We start from the raw sequence: 20349 nt of genomic DNA on the forward strand, positions 1-20349 counted from the left end.
ATGGAGCAGATCGCCATCGTGGGGATGGCGGCGATCTTCCCCGGCGCCGCCACCCTGGAGCAGTACTGGCAGAACCTGGTCAACGGCAAGGACATGATCTCCGACGTCCCCGAGGACCGCTTCGACGCGCTGTTCTACGACCCGGACAACGCGCACCGGCCGGACCGGCTCTACACCCGGCGCGGCGGTTTCCTCGACGACCAGGCGGTGTTCGAGCCGCTGAAGTTCGGCATCATGCCGAACTCGGTCGGCGACATCGAGCCGGACCAGCTCATCGCGCTCGAGGTCGCCGCGGCGGCCATCGCGGACGCGGGCGGCGCGGACCGGATGCCGGACGCCGACCGGATCGGCGTGATCCTGGGCCGCGGCGGTCTGCTCAACCCGGCCGCGTCCCGCTACGCCAACCGGGTGCGCATGGCCAGCCAGGTCGTCAGCCTGCTGCGGGAACTCCTGCCGGACCTCGGCGAGGATCGCCTCGACATGCTGCGGGACCGCATCGACGAACGGCTCGGCAAGCATCAGCCGGAGGGCACGATCGGGCTGGTGCCCAACCTCGCGGCGTCCCGCGTGGCGAACCGGCTCAACCTGCGCGGGCCGGCGTACACGATCGACGCGGCGTGCGCGTCGTCTCTGATCGCGGTCGACCAGGGCATGACCGAGCTGGCGCAGGGCCGGCTGGACGCCGTGCTGGCCGGCGGCGTGCATCACGTGCACGACATCAGCTTCTGGTCGGTGTTCAGCCAGCTCCAGGCGCTGAGCCGCAAGGGCGACATCCGGCCCTTCGACGCCGAGGCCGACGGCGTCCTGATCGGCGAGGGCACCGGCATGGTCGTGCTCAAGCGCCTGGCCGATGCCGAACGCGACGGCGACCGCGTGTACGCGGTCATCCGCGGCAGCGGCACCTCCAGCGACGGCCGCTCGGCGAGCATGTTCAACCCGGCGAGCTCCGGTCAGTCGCTGGCGATCCGGCGCGCCTGGGAGATGGCCGGGCTCGACCCGGCCGCGCCGGATGCGCTGGGCCTGCTGGAGGCGCACGGCACGGCCACCCCGACCGGGGACGCGGCCGAGCTGACCACCGTGGCCGAGGTGTTCGGCCCGCACACCGGCGGCGAGCGGCCGGTGATCGGCTCGGTGAAGTCGATGATCGGCCACGCGATGCCCGCGGCCGGGGCCGCCGGCCTGATCAAGGCCACGCTCGCCGTCTACCACGGCGTACTGCCGCCCACCCTCAACGTCACCAAGCCGCGCGCGGAGATGGCTAAGACCCGGTTCCAGCCGATCTCCTCCGCCCAGCCCTGGCAGAGCGCCGGGCCGCGCCGGGCCGGGGTCAACGCGTTCGGCTTCGGCGGCATCAACGCGCACGTCATCGTCGAGCAGTACGCCTCGGCGGGACCCGTGGCCGTCGCCGAGCCGGAGCGCATCGTGTGGCTGTCCGCCGCCACGACCGGCGAGATGGCCGCCCTGCTGGAGCGCGACGACGTCCGGGAACTGCCGCGCTCGCTCACGGGCGGGCCGGTGCGGCTCGGCATCGTCGACCCCACGGACCAGCGGCTCGGCATCGCCCGCAAGATGGTCGCCCGGGGCGAACCGTGGCGGGGCGGGCGGGACATCTGGTTCACGCCCCGGCCCCTGCTCGGCCCCGGCGGCGGCAAGCTCGCCTTCGTCTTCCCGGGCGTCGAGGCGGAGTTCGCGCCGCGGACGGCGGACATCGCCGCGCACTTCGGGCTGCCGCACCGCGAGTGGACGGCCGCGGACCTGGGCCAGCACGGCACCGGCCTGGTCGAGGTCGGCAAGCTGCTCGACGTGGCCCTCCGCCGGATGGGCGTACGGCCGGACGCGGTCGCCGGGCACAGCATCGGCGAGTGGACGGCCGCCGCGGTCACCGGGCAGATGAGCACCCAGGGCGTCGACGCGTTCCTCGGCCTCTTCGACGCGGACAGCGTCGAGGTCTCCGGGTACGCGTTCGCGGCGATCAGCGCGCCCATGGAGACCGTGACCCCGCTGCTGGACGGGTATCCGGGCGTGGTGCTGTCCCACGACAACGCGCCCAACCAGTGCGTCGTCAACGGGCCGCGCGAGCAGGTGCAGCGCCTCGTGGACGACCTGCGGGCCCGTACCATCCTGTGCCAGCTCCTGCCGTTCCGCTCGGCGTTCCACACGCCCGTCTTCGCCGAGGGGCTGCAGGCCATCGGCGCCGCGCTGGGCCGCTGGGAGGTGCACCCGACGGAGGTGCCGGTCTGGTCCGGCACCATCTCGGCGCCGTTCCCCTCCGACCCCGACGAGGTCAACCAGCTCTTCATCCGGCACATGATCGAGCCGGTCTGGTTCCGCCGCACCGTCGACGCCATGTACGCCGACGGCATCCGCGTCTTCCTGCAGATGGGCGCCGGCCAGCTCGCCTCGCTGATCGACGACAACCTGCGCGACCGCGAACACCTGGCGATGCCGGTCAACGTCTCCCGCCGCAACGGCCTGGCCCAGCTCCGCCGGGTGGCGACGGCCCTGTGGGCCGACGGCGGCGACCCGGACCTGGCGGTTCTCGATCCCGCCCCGGTCCTGCACGCGGCCCCCAAGGTCAACACGGTCGCCGAGCCGTCGGCCCGCAAGGGCCCGGCCGTCCGCCTCAACCTCGGTGGTCCGTTGGTCAAGCTGGGCGACGGCGCCGACCAACTCCTCGGCGTGAGCACGGGAGGAAGTCCACAGACGAAGCCGACGGCGAAAGCACCACAGCCGCAGGCACAGGTTCAGCCGCTGGCGCCAAGTCAGCCGCCAAGTCAGCCGCAGGCACCGAGTCAGCCGCAGCCACAGGTGCAGGCACAAGTGGAAGCCCACAGCGCGGCGCTGTCCGCGTTGAGCAGGATGGCCGGCACGTCCAAGGCCGCCGCGGAGCTCGCGGCCCTGCTCCAGGAGACCGCGAGCGACGCGGTGACGGTGATGAACGCCGCGGCGGCTCCACCGGCCGGCCGGCCGGTCATCCCGCGACAGACACCGGCACCGGCCCCGCAGCGTCCGGTGATCCCGCAGCAGCGACCCGCGCCGCCGCAGGCGGCGCGTCCGGCGGCGGCACCACCGCCGGTAACCGCTGGGCACGGATCGACGGTGTCACGCGAGCCGGTAGCCGTACATGAAAAGGGAGCAACCACCCCCGCAGTCGGACCGGAAAAGGAAACCACCCCCACAGCCGGACCGAGAAACGAAGCGGAAGTCCTCCTCAGGACGACCCTTGACGTCTCCATCGAGAACATGCCCTACCTGCGTGACCATTGCTTCTTCGTGCAGCCCGACGACTGGCCGCGCGTCGAGGACCGGTGGCCGGTGGTGCCCGCGACGACCGTGGTGCAGCACATGATGGATGCCGCCGAGCGGGCCGCGCCCGGGCTGAAGGCGGTCGCGGTGCGGGACGCGAAGTTCAACCGGTGGCTGATCGCGGCGCCGCCGCAGCAGGTCGAGATCACGGTCCGGCGGGCCGGTCCCGGCCTGTTCACCGTGATCTTCGGCGGCTACGCGCGCTCCACGATCGAGATGGCGGCGACCTATCCGGAGCCGGCGGCGCGGCCGTGGACGCAGGATCCGGCGACGGAGTTCCCGCCCACGACCAGCGCCGAGGAGATGTACGCCGAACGCCTCATGTTCCACGGCCCGCTCTTCCAGGGCGTCACGGCCGTGCACGCCCTCGGTGACATGCACGTGCGCGGCATCGTCACCGCGCCGACGCCGCCCGGCGCCCTGCTGGACAACGCGCTGCAGCTCATCGGCAACTGGCTCATCACGACCCAGCCGTTCCGGACGGTGGCCCTGCCGGTGGGGTTGCGTCACGTCAAGTTCCACGGCCCGCCGCCCGCGCCCGGCACCGCCCTCGACTGCGTGGCCCGGGTCCGGTCCATCACCGACGGTGAGCTGATAGCCGACACGCAACTGTCGGTGAACGGCCGGGTGTGGGCGCAGATCGACGGGGCGACCGACCGGCGCTTCGACAGCCATCCGACCGCCCGGGCCTGCGAGCGGTTCCCGGAGAAGTACCCGATGTCGCACCGCCAGCCCGGCGGCTGGACCGTGGTCTTCGACGCGTGGACGGACCTGGTCACCCGCGGCATGGCCGCGCGCGGCATCCTCGGCGGGGAGGCCGCGGTCGAGTACGAGCGCATGCCCGGCGCCAAGCGCAACCAGTGGATGCTGGGCCGGATCGCGGCGAAGGACGCTGTGCGCTTCCGGCAGTGGGACGCCGGGCACACGGACGTGTATCCGATCGAGCTGACCGTGCGCAACGAGCCGAGCGGGAAGCCCTACGTCGAGCTGCGGCCGGGCCGGGGCTACCAGGACTGCGCCGTGTCGATCGCGCACACCGCCGAGGCCGGGGTCGCCATCGCAGGTCCGGCGGGCGCTGCGGTCGGCATCGACGTGGTCGAGATCGCGCCGCGGGAGGAGAGCACCTACCGATACGCGCTCACCGAAAGTGAGCGTGCCCAGCTCACGGACGACCGCAGCTTCGCGCGGCTGTGGGCGGCCAAGGAAGCCGCCGGCAAGGCGCTCGGCACGGGGCTCGACGGCGCGCCCCGCCGGTTCGTGGTCTCCCTCGCCGACGGCACCGTGTCCGTCGGCGACCGGGTCCTCCGGGTCGCCTGGCAGGAGATCGAGAATCCGCCGGAGCTTCCGCCGCGACGCTACGTCGTCGCCTGGACCAGTACCGAAGACCACTAAGGAGCACCGCCATGCCCACGGATCAGACTGCCGTTCTCGCCGACGTCTCCTCGATGCTGCGTTCCGTCCTGGGTGACTTCGGCGACGACGCCGAGATCACCATGGACACCACCTTCAGCGACGACCTCGGCATGGAGAGCATCGACGTGGTGTCGCTCGCGGGCCGCCTCCAGGCCCGGTACGGCACCTCGGTCAACTTCGCGCTCTTCGTCTCCGGCCTCGACGTGCAGTCGGTGGGTCAGCTCAAGGTCGGCGAGCTCGTCGACTACATCGTGGATTCGCTCGCGAAGGCGCCGTCCCGTTCATGAGCATGATCCGCGCCAACGGGGTCGACCTCCACGTGGAGGAAGTGGCGCCCATCGGTGATCACCGGGGCACGGCGGTGCTCATCCACGGCATGACGTCGGACAGCATGGCGAGCTGGTTCCTGACGATGGCCCACCCACTCGCCGAGGCGGGGATGCGGGTTCTGCTCTACGACCTGCGCGGGCACGGCCACAGCGCCCGGCCGGCGACCGGCTACCGGCTGGAAGACTTCGTCGGCGACCTGGAGGCGCTGATCGCGCACTGGGCCCCCGACGGTCCGGTCCATCTGTTCGGCAACTCGTTCGGGGGCACGGTCGCCTTCGCGTATGCGGCACGCCATCCGGACGCGGTGGCCGGCATCGTCACGATCGAGTCCGCCCCGCCGACCTCCACCTGGTTCGCCCGGATGGCCCGCCGGCTGGCCCGGGCCGCCGAGACCCTGGCGGACGCGGAGGCGGTGGCCGGCAGCCGCCCGCTGCTCGCCCGGCGGCTGCGCGACGCCTCCGCCCTGCTCGCCGACACGGACATCGGCGAGGAACTGCCGGCCAGCACCCTGCCCGATCCGGCCGCGTTCACGGCGATCACCTGCCCGGTCCTGTGCCTGTACGGCGGCGACTCGGCGGTCAAGGAGCTCGCCGGCCAGACCGAGCGCCTGGTGCCGCAGTCGAAGCACGTCGTCGTCGCCGGCCAGAAGCACACCCTGCTCATCAAGGCACCCGACCAGGTCCGCGCCGAGGTGCTGCCCTGGCTCGCCACCTGCGTGCATTAGGAGATCCCATGGACCGCGCCATCATCATCAGCAACGGCCGCTGTGGTTCGACCCTGCTCTCCGACCTGATCGTCGAGGAGCAGGAGACCTGTTCGGTCCAGGAGTTCTTCATGTCGGTCGCGCCGTGGAACCGGAGCACCGAGATCATCACGGGTCCGGAGTACTGGCGGGTGCTCAGCGGTCCCAAGGAGGAGCTGTCGGTCCTGTTCCGGATCGGCGTGCCGCCGAAGGAGGTCCGCTACCCGGCCTCCGGCCGCTTCAACGACGATCTCGTGAACCTGCCCCGCATCCTGGCCATCACCCTGGCCAAGCTGACCGACGACCCGGACGCGCTCTTCGACCGCCTCGCCCCGCGGGTGGAGGCATTCCCTACGCAGAGCGTGGGCGCGCATCACCAGGCGTTCCTCGACCTGCTCACCGAGCTGACCGGCAAGAAGCGCTGGGTGGAGCGGTCCGGCGGCAGCAGCCAGGTCACGACGTCGCTGCTGGAGAACTTCCCCAGCGCCAGAATCGTGTACCTGACCCGGGACTGGGCGGCCACCGCGAAGTCGATGAGCCGGCACTCGTCGTTCCAGCTCGTCCAGCTCCGGGTCGAGGCGGTCGGACGGTACGGCGTCGACCCGCTCACCGCCGACCCGGGCGACGACGTGCCCGACGAGGTGCGGGCGTACCTGCCGGACCGGCTCACCGCCGAGTTCCTGCAGGAGCGGGGCAAGGACCCGAAGCGGTTCATCGGCCTGTGCGCGTTCATGAGCAGCCAGGCCGAGCAGGCGCTCGCCGACCACCCGCCCGCCCACCTGCACACGATGGCGTACGAGGACCTGGTCGCGGACCCGGTGGGTCAGCTCACCGCGCTGGGCACGTTCCTGGGTTTCGCCGACCCGGGCGGTTGGGCCGCGTCGGTGGCCCACCGTGTCCGCAAGCCTGAACCCGTGGCAGTTCCGGCATGAACAGCCTGGCCGGGTTGACCGCTGCGGTCCTGCTCGGCGCGAGTGCCGCGGTCGCACCGGCGGCGGCCGCGGACACGTACGCCCACCGGCTGCTCGGCAAGGCGGCGCCCGACGAGTGTTTCGCCGGCATCGGGCAGCCTTATCCGCCCGGGCCGCCGTGCGCCCGGGGCCAGGCCAAGGTGAACCAGTCGTACGTGTGGGGCATGACCCGCGTCGGCCGCCAGGTCTGGTTCGGCACCGGCGCCAACACGCACTGCCTCACCAGCGGCTCCGGCCTCGCGGATGCGGACCCCGTGGTCAACGACGACTACGTCTGTGAGTTCGCCGAGAGCCAGGTCGCCAAGGAGCACCCGACCGTGCCGGACGCGTTGGGCGACATCCGGGTGCCGCAGATCTGGCTGTACGACGCCGGCGTCCTGACGAATCGGACCGCTGAGGTGATGGCCTCCGACGCCGACGCCCGCCGCCTGCGCAGCACGCTCGGCATGCGCGCGGCCGGCAACGCCGGCGGCGTGGTGCTCTTCGCCGGGCCGTCGCTGACCAGCACGCTCAACGTCTTCGCCTTCGACGCGGTCACCAAGCGCTTCCTCGGTTCGCGCACGCTCGCCCGGTACGGCAACGCCCGTACGTTCCTCGCCGCGGCGGGCGACCTCTATCTCGGCGCCGGCATCGGGCCGGACGGCGGCCTCGGCGGTGCGGTGCTGCGCTGGCGTGGCAACCGGATCGCGCCGTTCCTCTTCGACCGGGTGGCGACGCTGCCCGCGCAGGCGGCCGACCTCGCGTACGCCGACGGCCGGCTCTACGCGACGACCTGGTCCACCGCCAGGCCCACGACGGACGCGCAGATCGCCGGCGTGTGGCGCAGCCCGCCCCTGCCGCTCGACGGCGCCGGGTGGACCCAGGTGTGGCAGGCCGGGTCCTACGAGAAGGATCCGCTCACCACCACCACGTACGGCGTCGGCGGGGTAGCGGCCTACGGCGGCTGGCTCTACTGGGGCAGCATGCACGTCCCGCTGAAGGCGACCAAGGCGCACCAGGCGGCGTATCCGCAGCCCACCGAGGAGACCAGGAACGCTCAGATCCGGTATACCCAGCGCGCCGCGACCATCTGGCGGGGCCGCGACCTTGGCACTCCCGAGCAGCAGATCGAGCTGCTCTACGGCGAGTCCGTGCTGCCCGTGTACCAGCCGACCGGCGGGGCCTGGGCGCCCGTGCCGACCGGCTGGACCGCGCGGTACGGCAAGTCCGGCTTCGGCAACACCTTCAACAACTACACCTGGCGCATGACCGTCGCCGGGGACCGGCTCTACGTGGCGACGATGGACTGGAGCTATCTGGTCCACCTGCTGTCCGACACCGCCCCACCGACCGACCCCGCCGGCTGGGGCGCCGACCTGTGGACCTTCCCCTCCGCCGATTCGCCCGCCCAGCCGGTGAACGTGAGCGGGCTCGGCAACCATCTCAACTACGGCATCCGCACCATGGCCGCCGACGGTGACGACCTGTACCTCGGCCTGGCCAATCCGATGAACCTGCGTACCGACCCGGCCGACTCCGTCCCCGAGGGCGGCTGGGAGCTCATCCGGCTCGACAGAACCGTGTCCTGAGAGGACCCCCGTCTCGTGAGAGCACCACTGCGCAGACTCGGCACCGCCGCCGCTGTCGTCCTCCTTGCTCTGACCGCCCCGGCGACTCCGGCCGCCGCCGACGACACCTACACGTTCAAGTTGCTGGCCAAGGCGGCACCCGACGAGTGCTTCCACGGCATCGGCAACCCCTATCCGCCGGGGCCGCCGTGCGCCGAGGGGCAGGCCAAGGTCAGTCAGGCGTACGTGTGGGGCCTCACCCGGGTCGGCGCCGACATCTGGTTCGGCACCGGCGCCAACGTCAACTGTCTGGTCAGCGGCGCCACGCTGGACAGCGTCAACCCGGTGGTCAACGAGGACTACGTCTGCGAGTACGGCGAGAGCCAGATCGTCGCGAACGACCCGGACTGGCCGGCGGAGATCGGCGACCAGCGCGCCCCGGAGGTGTGGCTCTACAACGCGTACACGAAGCGGAAGGTGAACAAGAGCGCGGAGATCCGGGCGAAGAGCACCGGAGACGCGGAGCGGCTGCGCACCACCATCGGCCTGCGCGCCGCCGGGAACCTCGACGGTGTCGTGCTGCTCGGCGGCCCGGCGCTCAACGACTCGCTCAACCTGTTCGCCTTCGACGCCCGGACCAGGCGCTTCCTCGGCTCGGTCAACCTGCCGCAGTACGGCAACATCCGCACGTTCCTGGTCGCCGAGAAGGCGCTGTACCTCGGCGTCGGCATCGGCGCCAACGGCGGCTCGGGTGGCGGCGTGCTGCGCTGGACCGGCGACCTGGCCAACCCGTTCGCCTTCGAGATCGTGGCGAACCTGCCGGTGCAGGCGGCCGACCTCGCCTACCACGACGGTCGGGTCGCGGCGACGAGCTGGCCGGCCAACCAGCCCACCTCGCCCGCCCAGCTCGCCGGCGTCTGGCTCAGCCCGGCGCTCGCCGGCGGCGCTCCGGGCCTCAACGCCGAGGACGCGGCGGGCTGGAAGCAGGCCTGGCACGTGCGCCAGTACGAGACCGACCGGGTCGTCGCCGCGACCTACGGCGGGGGCGGGATCGCCTCGTACGGCGGCTATCTCTACTGGGGCACGATGCACGTGCCGCTGAAGTCGACCAAGGTGCACCAGCAGGTCTACCCGCAGGCCACCGAGGAGGCCAAGCAGGCCCAGGTGGCGAACACCCAGCGGGCCATCAGCATCTGGCGCGGCAGGGATCTGGGCCTGCCGACCCAGAAGATCGAACTGCTCTACGGGGCGACAGCGCTTCCCGCGTACGACCCGGCGACCGCGGCCTGGATTTCGGTGCCCACCGGCTGGACCCCGCTCTACGGCAAGTCCGGCTTCGACAACCCCTTCAACAACTACACCTGGCGGATGGCCGTGGCCGGGGGACGGCTCTATGTGGGAACGATGGACTGGAGCTACATCGTCCAGCACATCGCCGCCGAGAACCCCGGCGTCCGGGTCCGCGACGTGGCGCCGCCGCCGATCGACCCCTCCGTGTACGGCGGCGACCTGTGGGTCTTCCCGTCCGCGTCGGAGAAGGCCCGGGCGGTCAACACCCAGGGCGTCGGCAATTACCTCAACTACGGGATCCGAAACATGATCCCGGACGGACCGGACCTGTATCTCGGCATGGCCGACCCGATGAGCCTGCGGACCGACCCGGCCGACGACGTTCCGGAGGGTGGCTGGGAGCTGATCAAGCTCACCGCGCCCCGCACGTAACACCGCAAGCGTGGACGGGCGGTGCATCCCACGACGCCGCCCGTCCACTCACCAGCTCTTCTGCGCCCCCGCGGACCGCCGCGGCGGGCGCTCGTTGCGTCTCGGAAGGGAATTCAAGTTGATAAATATGAGGAAAATCTTCGCGGCCGGGGCGGTGGCGCTCGTGGCCGCCGGCCTCGCGGTGGCGCCCGCGACGGCCGCACCCGCACGGCTCGACTACAAGTTCACCCGGCTCGCCAAGGCCAAGGCGGACGAGTGCTTCGACGGCGTCGGGAAGGCGTACCCCGCCGGCCCCCGGTGCAAGACCGGCAAGCCCAAGGTCAACCAGGCGTACGTCTGGGGCCTTACCCAGGTCGGCAAGACCCTCTGGTACGGCACCGGGGCCAACGTGCACTGCCTGGTCAGCGGCGCCACCCTCGACTACGTCAAGCCGACCGCGAACGACAACTGGACCTGCGAGTACGGCGAGAGCCAGGCCGCCAAGTCCGACCCGGTGATCCCGCCCTACATGGGCGACATGCGCGCGCCCGAGGTGTGGACCTACGACACCACCACCGGACGGTCCGTCAACAAGAGCGCCGAGATCCGCGCCAAGTCACCCGACGACGCGCTGCGCCTGTCCCACACCGTCGGCCTGCGCGCCGCCGGCCACCTCGGCAACGTCGTCCTGCTCGGCGGCCCGGCGCTCGAGAACACGCTCAACATGTTCGCCTTCGACGCCACCACCCAGCAGTACCTCGGCTCGATCAACTTCCCGGACTTCGGCAACATCCGTACGTTCCTCGTCGCCGACGACGGCCTCTACCTCGGCGTCGGCATCGGTCGCAACGGCTCCGCCGGCGGCGCCGTCTGGCGCTGGAACGGCGACACCACCCGACCCTTCGACTTCACCACCGTCGCCGCCCTGCCCGTGCAGGCCGCCGACCTGACCGTCTACGACGGCCGCCTCGCCGCCACGAGCTGGCCCGCCGAACAGCCCACCAGCCAGCAGATGCTCGCCGGCCTGTGGATCAGCCCCAAGCTCGCCGACGGCCTGCCCGGCCTCAACGACGAGGACAAGTCCGGTTGGCGCCAGGTCTGGAACGCCCGCCTCTACGAGCAGGACCGCGTCGTCTCCGCCACCTACGGCGGCGGTGGCATCGCCACGTTCGACGGCTACGTCTACTGGGGCACCATGCACGTCCCGATGAAGTCCAGCATGGTGCACGCCACCGTCTATCCGCCCGCCACCGACCAGGCCGCCAAGGACCAGTCGGTCAAGACCCAGCGGGCGATCAGCATCTGGCGCGGCAAGGACCTGGGCACACCGACCCAGAAGATCGAGCTCCTGTACGGCGAGAAGACCCTGCCGGCCTGGGACCCGGCGACCTCCACCTGGTCGGACAAGCCCACCAACTACACGCCGCTCTACGGCAAGTCCGGCTTCGGCTACCTGTTCAACAACTACACGTGGCGCATGACCGTGGTGGACAACAAGCTCTTCGTCGGCACCATGGACTGGAGCTACCTGGTCAAGGATCTGCTCGCCGGCGCGGCCCCGCAGCCGCCGGTCAACTCCCGGGCCAAGCGTGCCCTCGCCGACCCGAGCAACTGGCACTTGCCGCTGATCGACCCGACCAAGTTCGGCGGCGATCTCTACATGTTCCCCGACTCTAACTCGCCGGCCCAGGCCGTGAACGTCCGCGGCCTCGGCAACTACCTCAACTACGGCATCCGCAACATGATCCCGAACGGCAAGGGCGGGCTCTACATCGGCATGGCCAACCCGATGAACCTGCGTACCGAGAAGTTCGACCTCCGTCCCCAGGGCGGCTGGGAGCTCATCGAAATGAACAAGCGTTGATGAATGGCCGGGCGGGTATCCACGGTGGATGCTCGGCCGGTCCCGTCCCTGACCGCGCCCGAACAGTCCCCGAACATCGCCGAGGAAGGCTGGTCCCATGAAGCGCCAGACCGCCCTCGCGGCCGTGCTCCTGCTGCTCCTCGCCGGCTGCACCCGCGACCGCCGCGACCCGTCCCCCGCGCCGAGCTCTGCCCCATCGAACGGCGTCCCTTCCGCTCCCTCCGCGCCCGGCTCACCACCGGGTGAGACCGGCGCGCCCACCTCGGCCCTGCCGGTCGGCAGGTCCAGCGCCTCGCTGACCGTCGACGGCCGTCAACGCACTTACCTGATGTACCGGCCCGCCTCCGCCAAGGCCGGAGCGCCCCTCGTCGTGGTGCTGCACGGCGCGGTGGGCACCGGGCGTCAGGCCGCGCAGGCGTACGGCTGGGACGCCGAGGCCGACAAGGGCGGCTTCCTGGTCGCCTACCCCGACGGGGTCAACCGCACCTGGAACGTCAGCCCGGACTGCTGCGGCGTGGCGGCCCGCGACGACGTGGACGACGTCGGCTTCATCACGAAGCTGGTGGCGGCGGTGCCCGGGGTGGATCCGAAGCGGGTCTACGCGACCGGCATCTCCAACGGCGCGATGCTCGCCTACCGCCTCGCCTGCGAGACGACGATCTTCGCCGCCATCGGCCCGGTGGCGGGCACCATGCTCAACGAGTGCGACGATCCCGCGCCGATCTCCATCATCCACATCCACGGCGACAAGGACCCCACCGTCCCGTACGGCGGAGGCCCGGGCCGCCGCAGCAACGCAGGCACCGGCCGCCTGCCTGCGAAGATCGACGGCCCCTCCGTGCCGTCGCTCATCGACACCTGGCGCCGCACGGACGGCTGTCCGGCCCCGGCCACGACCAAGTCGGGTCCGGTGACGACCTCCGTGGCGACCTGTCCCCAGGGCCGCGCGGTAGAGCTGATCACCGTCGCGGGCGCGGGACACCAGTGGCCGGGATCGAAACCGGCCCCGGCGGCCGAGCGGCTCTTCAGGCTCGACCCGCCCTCCACGGCCCTCAACGCCACCCCGACCATCTGGACGTTCCTCCACGCCCACCCCAAGGCCTGACGGATCCGCCGCCGAGGGGCGAAGACGCACAACCCGTCCTCGGCCCGCCGCGGGGTGAGGAATCCTGGTTCGTGGTCGCGAGATGGTCGAGCTGCCCGAGCCGGGGGAGACGCTAGTATGTAACCCGCGTACATGACCTAGGTCGCTTTGTCCGCTTTGCCCTCCCGGGTCGTCTAATGGTAGGACCGCGGCTTTTGGTGCCGTTTATAGGGGTTCGAATCCTCTCCCGGGAGCTTTTCGTCCGCGGCTGAGCTGACGCCGCTTCTCTGACAGACTGCAAACAATGGAGTCCCGCGTGAGCCAGGCCCCGAGCCGTACCGTCGTCGTCCTCGCCGCCGGCGAGGGCAAGCGGATGAAATCCGCCACGCCCAAGATGCTGCACCCGCTGCTCGGTCGGACGCTGCTCGGTCACGTCCTGCACGCCGCCGAGGCCGCCGAGGCGTCGCGGACCGTCGTGGTCGTGGGGCACAAGGCCGATCAGGTGCGCGCCCACCTCGCCGAGATCGCACCCGGCGCCACTCCGGTGCTGCAGGCCGAGCAGAACGGCACCGGGCATGCTGTGCGCATCGCTCTCGAGGCCATTCCCGAGGCGGCCGGCACCGTCGTGGTGCTCAACGCCGACGTGCCGCTGCTGCGGCCGGAAACGGTCGAGGCGCTCGTCGCCGCGCACGAGAGCGCGCGCACCGGTGCGACCGTGCTCGCCGCCGAGGTGGCCGACCCGGCCGGGCTCGGGCGGATCGTGCGCGGCGCCGACGGCAACCTCGAGCGGATCGTGGAGGAGCGGGACGCCGGTGCGGAGATCCGGGCGATCCGTGAGATCAACGCCGGCATCTACGTCTTCGACGCCGTGCTGCTGCGGGAGGCGCTCGGCAAGCTGTCCACCGACAACGACCAGGGCGAGGAATACCTCACCGACGTCTTCGGCATCCTGGCGTCGGTCGGTCACCCGGTCGGCGTGTACGTGGCCGCCGACGCCCGGGAGACCCTCGGGTGCAACGACCGGGCCGAGCTGGCACGGCTGCGGTCGCTGCTGCGTGACCGGGTCAACACCGCCTGGATGCGCTCCGGCGTCTCGATCCTCGACCCTGCCACGACCTGGATCGACGTCACCGTGACCCTCGAGCCGGACGCGGTGGTCGACCAGAACTCGCAGCTCCAGGGCTCCACGACGGTCGCGACCGGCGCGGTGATCGGGCCGGACACGACGCTGGTCGACACGGTCGTGGAGGAGGGCGCGACCGTGCTGCGCTCGCACTCGCTGGGCGCGGAGATCGGCCCGGACGCCTCCGTGGGCCCGTACTCGTACCTGCGGCCGGGCACGCGGCTGGGGCGCAAGGCGAAGGTCGGCGGCTTCGTCGAGACCAAGAACGCCGAGCTGGGCGCCGGCGCGAAGGTGCCGCATCTTTCGTACGTCGGCGACGCGACCGTGGGCCCGAAGTCCAACATCGGCGCGGGCACGATCTTCGCGAACTACGACGGGGTCGCCAAGCACCACACGACGATCGGTGAGGCCGCGTTCGTGGGCAGCGACACCGTGCTGATCGCGCCGGTGGAGATCGGGCCGGGTGCCTATGTGGCCGCGGGCAGCGCCGTCGCCAAGGACGTGCCCGCGGGAAACCTGGGCGTGACGCGCGCGCAGCAGCGCAACATTGAGGGCTGGACGGCGCGGAAGCGGCCGGGCACGGTGTCCGCGGACGCGGCCGCGCGGGCGGCCTCCGACTCCGACGAATGACGACGGTGCCTGGCTCGCGTCCGGCGCGGTCCTAGTCACTGAGATCGCGGTTGCGCAAGCTGGCGTGAGGCATCCCACGACGCGGATCTGGCGCGTGGCCATCCGGCGGCCGCGGGTAATACTTCACGTGAACCCCACCCCCTCGAGTCACGGGAGCGGACGAGCCCATGGGCAGCATCGTCGCGGAGAACCGTAAGAGTCTGATGCTTTTCTCCGGGCGAGGCTTCCCGGAGCTTGCCGAGGAGATCGGCCAGGTGCTCGGCGTCGCGCCGACGCCGTCGGACTCGTACGAGTTCGCGAACGGCGAGATCTTCGTCCGGTTCAAGGATTCCGTCCGCGGCTCCGACGCCTTCGTGGTGCAGTCGGTGACCGAGGGCGTGAACCGGTGGGTCATGGAGACCCTGATCATGATCGACGCGCTGAAGCGGGGTTCGGCCAAGCGGATCACCGTGGTGCTGCCGTTCTACCCGTACTCGCGGCAGGACAAGAAGCACCGCGGCCGGGAGCCGATCTCGGCGCGGCTGGTCGCCGACCTGTTGAAGACCGCGGGCGCCAACCGCATCCTCACCGTCGATCTGCACACCGCGCAGATCCAGGGCTTCTTCGACGGCCCCGTGGACCACCTGTTCGCGATGGACATCCTCGCCGAGCACGTGCAGCGCAAGTTCGAGGGCCGGCCGATGACCGTGGTCGCGCCGGACTCGGGCCGGGTGCGGGTGGCGGAGCGCTGGACGGACCGGCTGGGCGGCTGCCCGCTGGCGTTCATCCACAAGACGCGCGATCCGCTGAAGCCCAACCAGGTCGTCGCCAACCGGGTCGTCGGCGAGGTCGAGGGCCGGATCTGCCTGGTGGTCGACGACATGATCGACACCGGCGGCACCATCACCAAGGCCGCGGACATCCTCTTCGACTCCGGTGCGGCGGACGTGATCGTGGCGTCGACGCACGCGCTGCTGTCCGACCCGGCGACGGAACGGCTGAAGAACAGCAAGATCTCCGAGCTGATCGTGACGAACACGCTGCCGCTGCCGCCGGAGAAGCGGCTGGACAAGATCACGGTGCTGTCGATCGCGCCGCTGCTGGCCCGCGCGATCCGCGAGGTCTTCGACGACGGCTCGGTCACGACCCTCTTCGGCGGCCTCAGCTAGCCCGGATCTGCCTGCTTTGACGCAAACCAGGCGCCGATTTCCGGTGGGCGCGGGAGACTGTGCAAGTTGCATCGGGTGGGTGAACTTTTCGCAGGGAGAGCGAGCCCTCGGGACCCGCCCGCTAAGGCGCGGCATGAGCAGGTAAGCTAGTGCGGTTGCCACGGCGAGGGTGCCACGCGGTCTGCTGCAAGTTTGCGGAGTTCGCTTGAGGCACCGTGATCGACGCGGTGCTCCGGGCCTGTGCCCAGTGCGCCCCTTGCCGAGCACTGAGCACCACCACCGCTCGGCCCCCGCCGATCACCGCCCGTAGCCCGCAGACTTAGACGCAGCCCGATTCAGAGTTTCAGGAGTTTCCCCGTGTCCGAGGTAAAGATCAGCGCCGAGCCCCGTACCGAGTTCGGCAAGGGTGGTGCCCGCCGCACGCGCCGGGCCGGCCTGGTGCCCGCAGTGCTGTACGGCCACGGCGAGAAGCCGCAGCACATCGCGCTGCCGGCGCGTGAGTTCGCGGCCGCCATCCGGCACGGCGGCCTCAACCAGGTGTTCACCATCGACATCGTCGGTGGATCGGGCGCCACGCTGGCGCTGCCGAAGGCCATCCAGCGTGACCCGATCCGGGACACCTACGAGCACGTCGACCTCATCATCGTGAAGCGCGGCGAGAAGGTCCAGGTCGACGTCCCGGTGACGCTGGTCGGCGAGGCCGCCAAGAACACCCTCGTGGTGAGCGAGAGCACGACGCTCTCGGTGACCGCCGAGGCCCTGCACGTGCCCGCCGCCCTCGAGGTCTCCATCGAGGGCCTGGAGGCCGGTGCGCAGGTGACCGCCGGTGACGTGACGCTGCCGAAGGGCACCGAGCTGGCCGTGGACCCGGGCCACGTCATCGCGATCGTGTCGCAGGCCCAGACCGCCGCTCAGATGGAGGGCGACACCGGTGAGGCCGCGGAGGCCGCCGCGGGCGAGGCGACCGAGGAAGCCGCCGGCTGACCGAGCAAAACCGCCGAACAGGGAAAGTGCCGGTCGGCACTTTCCCTGTTTTCGTGAGGAGGGCTGATGGCGGAGGACGCACCCTGGCTGGTGGTCGGCCTGGGCAACCCCGGCCGGGAGTACGCGGCCAACCGGCACAACGTCGGCTTCATGGTCGCGGACCTGCTGGCGTCCCGGGTCGGCGGCAAGTTCGGCCGGCACAAGCGCGCGGTGGCCGAGGTGGCGGAGGGGCGGCTCGGGTTCGGCGGCCCGAAGCTCATTCTCGTCAAGCCGCTGACGTACATGAATCTCTCCGGGGCTCCGGTGGTGGCGCTGGCGCAGTTCTTCAAGGTGCCGGTCGAGCAGGTGATCGCCGTCCATGACGAACTGGACGTGCCGTACGGCCAGGTGCGCGTGAAGCGCGGCGGCGGTGAGGGTGGTCACAACGGTCTTCGTTCGATGTCGAAGTCGTTGAGCACCAAGGAGTACGCGCGGGTGCGCTTCGGCATCGGCCGGCCCCCGGGACGGCAGGATCCGGCCGACTTCGTGCTGTCCGACTTTTCCGGTGTGGAGCGCAAGGAGCTGGAGTTTCTCGTCGACCGGGCGGCGGATGTGGTGGAGGCCGTGGTGTTCGAGGGCGTCGAGTGGACGCAGAACAAATACCACGGGAATTGATTCCATGAGGGTGGAACGGATAGATCGTTTGGACCGTTTTGTCCGTCTATCAGTCCCGTGACGCTGCCTGCTGTTAGCGCGTTGGTCACATAGCCGCACCGAAACGGTGCGCGGGATCTGACGGCGCGGGGAGGTTCGGGTGACACAGGACCTGTCCGGCAGCCGCAAGGCGACGATGGACGAACCGACGGTGGTCCTGCCGACCGTCCAGCGGCGGGGCGGCTCGGAGCCGTCCCGGGCGGACATCCCCGAGAACCTCGGCCCGGCCAACCACCCACCGGCCAATCACGGTCCGCGCCCACACCGCCCGTCGCCGCACCGCGACCGGGTGCGCAACAGCAAGATTCCCTCCCCGGCCCGGCCCACGGGCGACGAGGACAACGCGCCGCCGCAGGCGGGTGCCGGCGGACAACTGGCGAGCGAACGGGCGAGGAACCAGGCCGTGGAGCGGCTCTGGTCGCCGCGGCCCAACCGCTCGGCGGCGGCCCGGCCCGCCGGCCGTCCCTTCGTCCGGGTCCGGGGCAAGCACGCCGCGATGTCGCGGCGGCAGCGCTGGGAGCGCCGGTACGTGCGGGCCCTGGTCCTCTGCGACCTCTTCGCCGGGGTGGCGGCGGGGGCGGTGACCTTCGGACTGCGCTTCGGCGACGAGGTGACCGCGTACAACCGCTGGTATCTGCTGCTGTCGGCGCTGCTGCCGGTGGCGTTGCTGGCCGTCCTGGTGGTCAGCCGGGCGTACGAACGGCGTTTCCTGTTCGTCGGCACGGACGAATATCAGCGGGTGTTCCGCGGCGGAGTCGGGCTGATCGCGGGCGTGGCCGTCGTCTCGTACGCGCTGGAGCTCGAGCTCGCCCGCTCCTACGTCCTGGCGGCGCTGCCGACGGCGATCGTCTCGGCCGTGGTGCTGCGCTTCGCGCTGCGCAAGCGGCTGCATTTGGAACGGTCGCGGGGCGCGAGCCTGCGCCGGGTGCTGGTGGTGGGGCACGAACTGTCCGTCATCGGGATCACCCGGCAGTTGCGCCGGGAGCGCTACCACGGCCTCGAGGTCGTCGGCGCCTGCCTGCCGCCCGGGCACGACGGCGCCAGCGACGTGGACCTGCCCGTCTACGGCACCTTCGACGACGTCGCGAACGCCGTGGACGCCGCCGACGCGGACACCGTGGTGGTGTTGAGCTGCCCGGAGCTCGACGGTGCCGCGCTGCGCCGGCTCGCGTGGCGCCTGGAGCGCGACGAGGTCGACCTCGTGGTGGCGAGCGCGCTGATCGACGTCGCCGGGGCCCGGACCACGATCCGCCCCTTCGACGGGTTGCCGATGCTGCACGTCGAGCATCCGCGGCTGCACGGCGGCGCGCGGATCGTCAAGGACCTCTTCGACCGCCTCGGTGCCCTGTTTCTCCTGGTCCTGTTCGGTCCGCTGCTGTTAACCGTCGCACTCTGTGTCCGGCTCACCTCGCGAGGGCCGGTACTCTTTCGGCAGGTCCGGGTCGGGCGCGACGGGTCCCGGTTCCGCATCTTCAAGTTCCGCAGCATGTATGTCGATGCCGAGGCCCGGCTGGCCGAGCTCCGGCACCTCAACGAGCACGACGGTGTGCTCTTCAAAATCCGCGACGACCCGCGCGTGACCCCGGTCGGACGGTGGTTGCGCAGGTTCTCGCTGGACGAGCTGCCGCAGCTTCTCAACGTCCTCTCGGGTCAGATGTCGTTGGTCGGGCCGCGGCCGCCGTTGCCGTCGGAGGTCGCCGCCTATGCCGACGACGTGCGGCGCCGGCTCGCGGTCAAACCGGGCATGACGGGCCTCTGGCAGGTTTCCGGTCGCTCGGACCTTCCGTGGGAGGAGGCGGTCAGGCTGGACCTGCGCTATGTGGAGAACTGGTCTCTCAGTTTGGACCTGGTGATCCTTTTGCGGACCATGACCGCCGTGGTGCGATCGTCGGGAGCGTACTGAATTCATGAGGAGAGCGATGAGCGAGCAGACAGGGACGTCGGCACGCATTGCGGGTCAGCGCGAGCCGGAATCCGCCGGCACGCCGCCGGTCAACGACTCCGCGTTCGCGCGCTGGCTGGCGGACCGCGCCGGGCAGGTGCTGCTCCAGGTCCGTGCGGAGATGGGGTACGCCGACGGCAAGGCGCTGAAGGCGGCCGGCGACAAGGCCGCGCACGATCTGCTGCGTACGGAGCTCGCCCGGTGGCGCCCGGCCGACGCCGTGCTGTCGGAGGAGGACGACCACTCGCGGGTTGCGTGGCAGGACGGCGAGCGCGGCATCGTGCGCCCGGACCGGCTCGACGCCTCCCGCGTCTGGATCGTCGACCCGCTGGACGGCACCCGGGAGTTCTCCGAGGAGGGCCGCGCCGACTGGGCGGTGCACGTGGCGCTCTGGACCGCGGACTGCGCGAGCCCGAGCTGCCTGGCGGCCGGGGCGGTCGCGATGCCGGCCCAGCACCGGACGCTCGCCACCGACAACATCCCGGCGTACCCGCCGCTGCCCCTCGCCGCCGCCACCGGTGGCCCGATCCGGATCGCCGCGAGCCGCACCCGCCCGCCGGCCTTCGTCACCGCCCTCGCCGAGGACATCGGCGCGGAGCTGGTGCCGATGGGATCGGCCGGCGTCAAGATCGCCGCGGTGATCAGCGGGGAGGCGGACGCCTATGTGCATGCGGGCGGGCAGTACGAGTGGGACAGCGCCGCGCCCGTCGCTGTGGCGTCAGCCACTGGACTGCACGCTAGCCGAATCGATGGAAGTGAGTTGAAATACAACCAGGCCGATCCCAAGTTGCCGGACCTCGTGGTCTGTCGTAGGGACCTTGCTCCCCGATTGCTTGCAGCGCTGCAGCGTCACCTCCCGCTAACCTGACCC

At 71.0% G+C, this 20349-nt stretch carries 14 protein-coding genes and 1 tRNA gene; all 15 read left to right on the forward strand.

All coding sequences use genetic code 11. The features are described 5' to 3' along the window. The 15 genes from EDD30_RS23495 (at nt 1) to EDD30_RS23565 (ending at nt 20346) form a co-directional block, all read left to right on the forward strand. A complete protein-coding gene (locus tag EDD30_RS23495) occupies nt 1-4698 on the forward strand; it encodes a type I polyketide synthase (protein ID WP_071803183.1) in 4698 nt (1565 codons plus the stop codon). A gap of 11 nt (nt 4699-4709) precedes the next feature. Beyond that, on the forward strand, nt 4710-5006 hold the full coding sequence (locus EDD30_RS23500; RefSeq protein ID WP_071803185.1) for an acyl carrier protein: 297 nt from the start codon (nt 4710-4712) through the stop codon (nt 5004-5006). Next, nucleotides 5003-5773, forward strand: a complete 771-nt coding sequence (locus tag EDD30_RS23505) for an alpha/beta fold hydrolase (RefSeq protein ID WP_071803186.1) — start codon at nt 5003-5005, stop codon at nt 5771-5773. The genes EDD30_RS23500 and EDD30_RS23505 overlap by 4 nt, the downstream gene beginning before the upstream one ends. Before the next feature lie 8 nt (nt 5774-5781). Next, nucleotides 5782-6723, forward strand: coding sequence for a sulfotransferase family protein (locus EDD30_RS23510; RefSeq protein ID WP_071803187.1), 942 nt, complete (start codon nt 5782-5784; stop codon nt 6721-6723). 14 nt (nt 6724-6737) lie between these two features. Next, nucleotides 6738-8330, forward strand: a complete 1593-nt coding sequence (locus EDD30_RS23515; protein WP_143162546.1) for a hypothetical protein — start codon at nt 6738-6740, stop codon at nt 8328-8330. Between the two features lie 15 nt (nt 8331-8345). Then, a complete protein-coding gene (locus tag EDD30_RS23520) occupies nt 8346-10031 on the forward strand; it encodes a hypothetical protein (RefSeq protein WP_244945375.1) in 1686 nt (561 codons plus the stop codon). Between the two features lie 127 nt (nt 10032-10158). Then, nucleotides 10159-11874 carry a hypothetical protein gene (locus EDD30_RS23525; protein ID WP_071803189.1) on the forward strand — a complete coding sequence of 572 codons (1716 nt, stop codon included), beginning with the start codon at nt 10159-10161 and terminating at the stop codon, nt 11872-11874. A 97-nt stretch (nt 11875-11971) separates the two neighbouring features. Next, complete coding sequence (locus EDD30_RS23530; protein WP_071803190.1) at nt 11972-12979, forward strand: CE1 family esterase; 1008 nt, start codon at nt 11972-11974, stop codon at nt 12977-12979. A gap of 162 nt (nt 12980-13141) precedes the next feature. Further along, a tRNA-Gln gene (locus tag EDD30_RS23535) sits at nt 13142-13212 on the forward strand. A 62-nt stretch (nt 13213-13274) separates the two neighbouring features. Further along, nucleotides 13275-14711: a bifunctional UDP-N-acetylglucosamine diphosphorylase/glucosamine-1-phosphate N-acetyltransferase GlmU gene (gene glmU / locus EDD30_RS23540; RefSeq protein WP_071803217.1), complete on the forward strand. Its 1437-nt coding sequence runs from the start codon at nt 13275-13277 to the stop codon at nt 14709-14711. Between the two features lie 167 nt (nt 14712-14878). Beyond that, nucleotides 14879-15859 carry a ribose-phosphate diphosphokinase gene (locus EDD30_RS23545; protein WP_071803191.1) on the forward strand — a complete coding sequence of 327 codons (981 nt, stop codon included), beginning with the start codon at nt 14879-14881 and terminating at the stop codon, nt 15857-15859. A gap of 357 nt (nt 15860-16216) precedes the next feature. Next, nucleotides 16217-16843 (forward strand): 50S ribosomal protein L25/general stress protein Ctc, encoded by a 627-nt coding sequence (locus EDD30_RS23550; RefSeq protein ID WP_071803192.1) that lies wholly within the window; start codon nt 16217-16219, stop codon nt 16841-16843. 66 nt (nt 16844-16909) lie between these two features. Further along, nucleotides 16910-17497, forward strand: coding sequence for an aminoacyl-tRNA hydrolase (gene pth, locus EDD30_RS23555; RefSeq protein ID WP_071803193.1), 588 nt, complete (start codon nt 16910-16912; stop codon nt 17495-17497). A 535-nt stretch (nt 17498-18032) separates the two neighbouring features. Then, entirely contained in the window at nt 18033-19439 is a 1407-nt protein-coding gene (locus EDD30_RS23560) for a sugar transferase (RefSeq protein ID WP_071803218.1), read from the forward strand. A gap of 16 nt (nt 19440-19455) precedes the next feature. Beyond that, the gene (locus EDD30_RS23565) at nt 19456-20346 is read left to right on the forward strand and encodes a 3'(2'),5'-bisphosphate nucleotidase CysQ (RefSeq protein ID WP_071803194.1); all 891 of its coding nucleotides are present in this window, start codon (nt 19456-19458) and stop codon (nt 20344-20346) included. Nucleotides 20347-20349 lie beyond the last annotated feature (3 nt).

The sequence above is a fragment of the Couchioplanes caeruleus genome (assembly GCF_003751945.1).
GTDB classification, from domain to species: Bacteria; Actinomycetota; Actinomycetes; order Mycobacteriales; family Micromonosporaceae; genus Actinoplanes; species Actinoplanes caeruleus.

Coding starts and splice junctions, on each gene's coding strand:
- EDD30_RS23495 (WP_071803183.1), top strand. CDS start 1: ATGGAGCAGATCGCCATCGTGGGGATGGCGGCGATCTTCCCCGGCGCC.
- EDD30_RS23500 (WP_071803185.1), top strand. CDS start 4,710: ATGCCCACGGATCAGACTGCCGTTCTCGCCGACGTCTCCTCGATGCTG.
- EDD30_RS23505 (WP_071803186.1), top strand. CDS start 5,003: ATGAGCATGATCCGCGCCAACGGGGTCGACCTCCACGTGGAGGAAGTG.
- EDD30_RS23510 (WP_071803187.1), top strand. CDS start 5,782: ATGGACCGCGCCATCATCATCAGCAACGGCCGCTGTGGTTCGACCCTG.
- EDD30_RS23525 (WP_071803189.1), top strand. CDS start 10,159: ATGAGGAAAATCTTCGCGGCCGGGGCGGTGGCGCTCGTGGCCGCCGGC.
- EDD30_RS23530 (WP_071803190.1), top strand. CDS start 11,972: ATGAAGCGCCAGACCGCCCTCGCGGCCGTGCTCCTGCTGCTCCTCGCC.
- EDD30_RS23545 (WP_071803191.1), top strand. CDS start 14,879: ATGGGCAGCATCGTCGCGGAGAACCGTAAGAGTCTGATGCTTTTCTCC.
- pth (WP_071803193.1), top strand. CDS start 16,910: ATGGCGGAGGACGCACCCTGGCTGGTGGTCGGCCTGGGCAACCCCGGC.
- EDD30_RS23560 (WP_071803218.1), top strand. CDS start 18,033: ATGTCGCGGCGGCAGCGCTGGGAGCGCCGGTACGTGCGGGCCCTGGTC.
- EDD30_RS23565 (WP_071803194.1), top strand. CDS start 19,456: ATGAGCGAGCAGACAGGGACGTCGGCACGCATTGCGGGTCAGCGCGAG.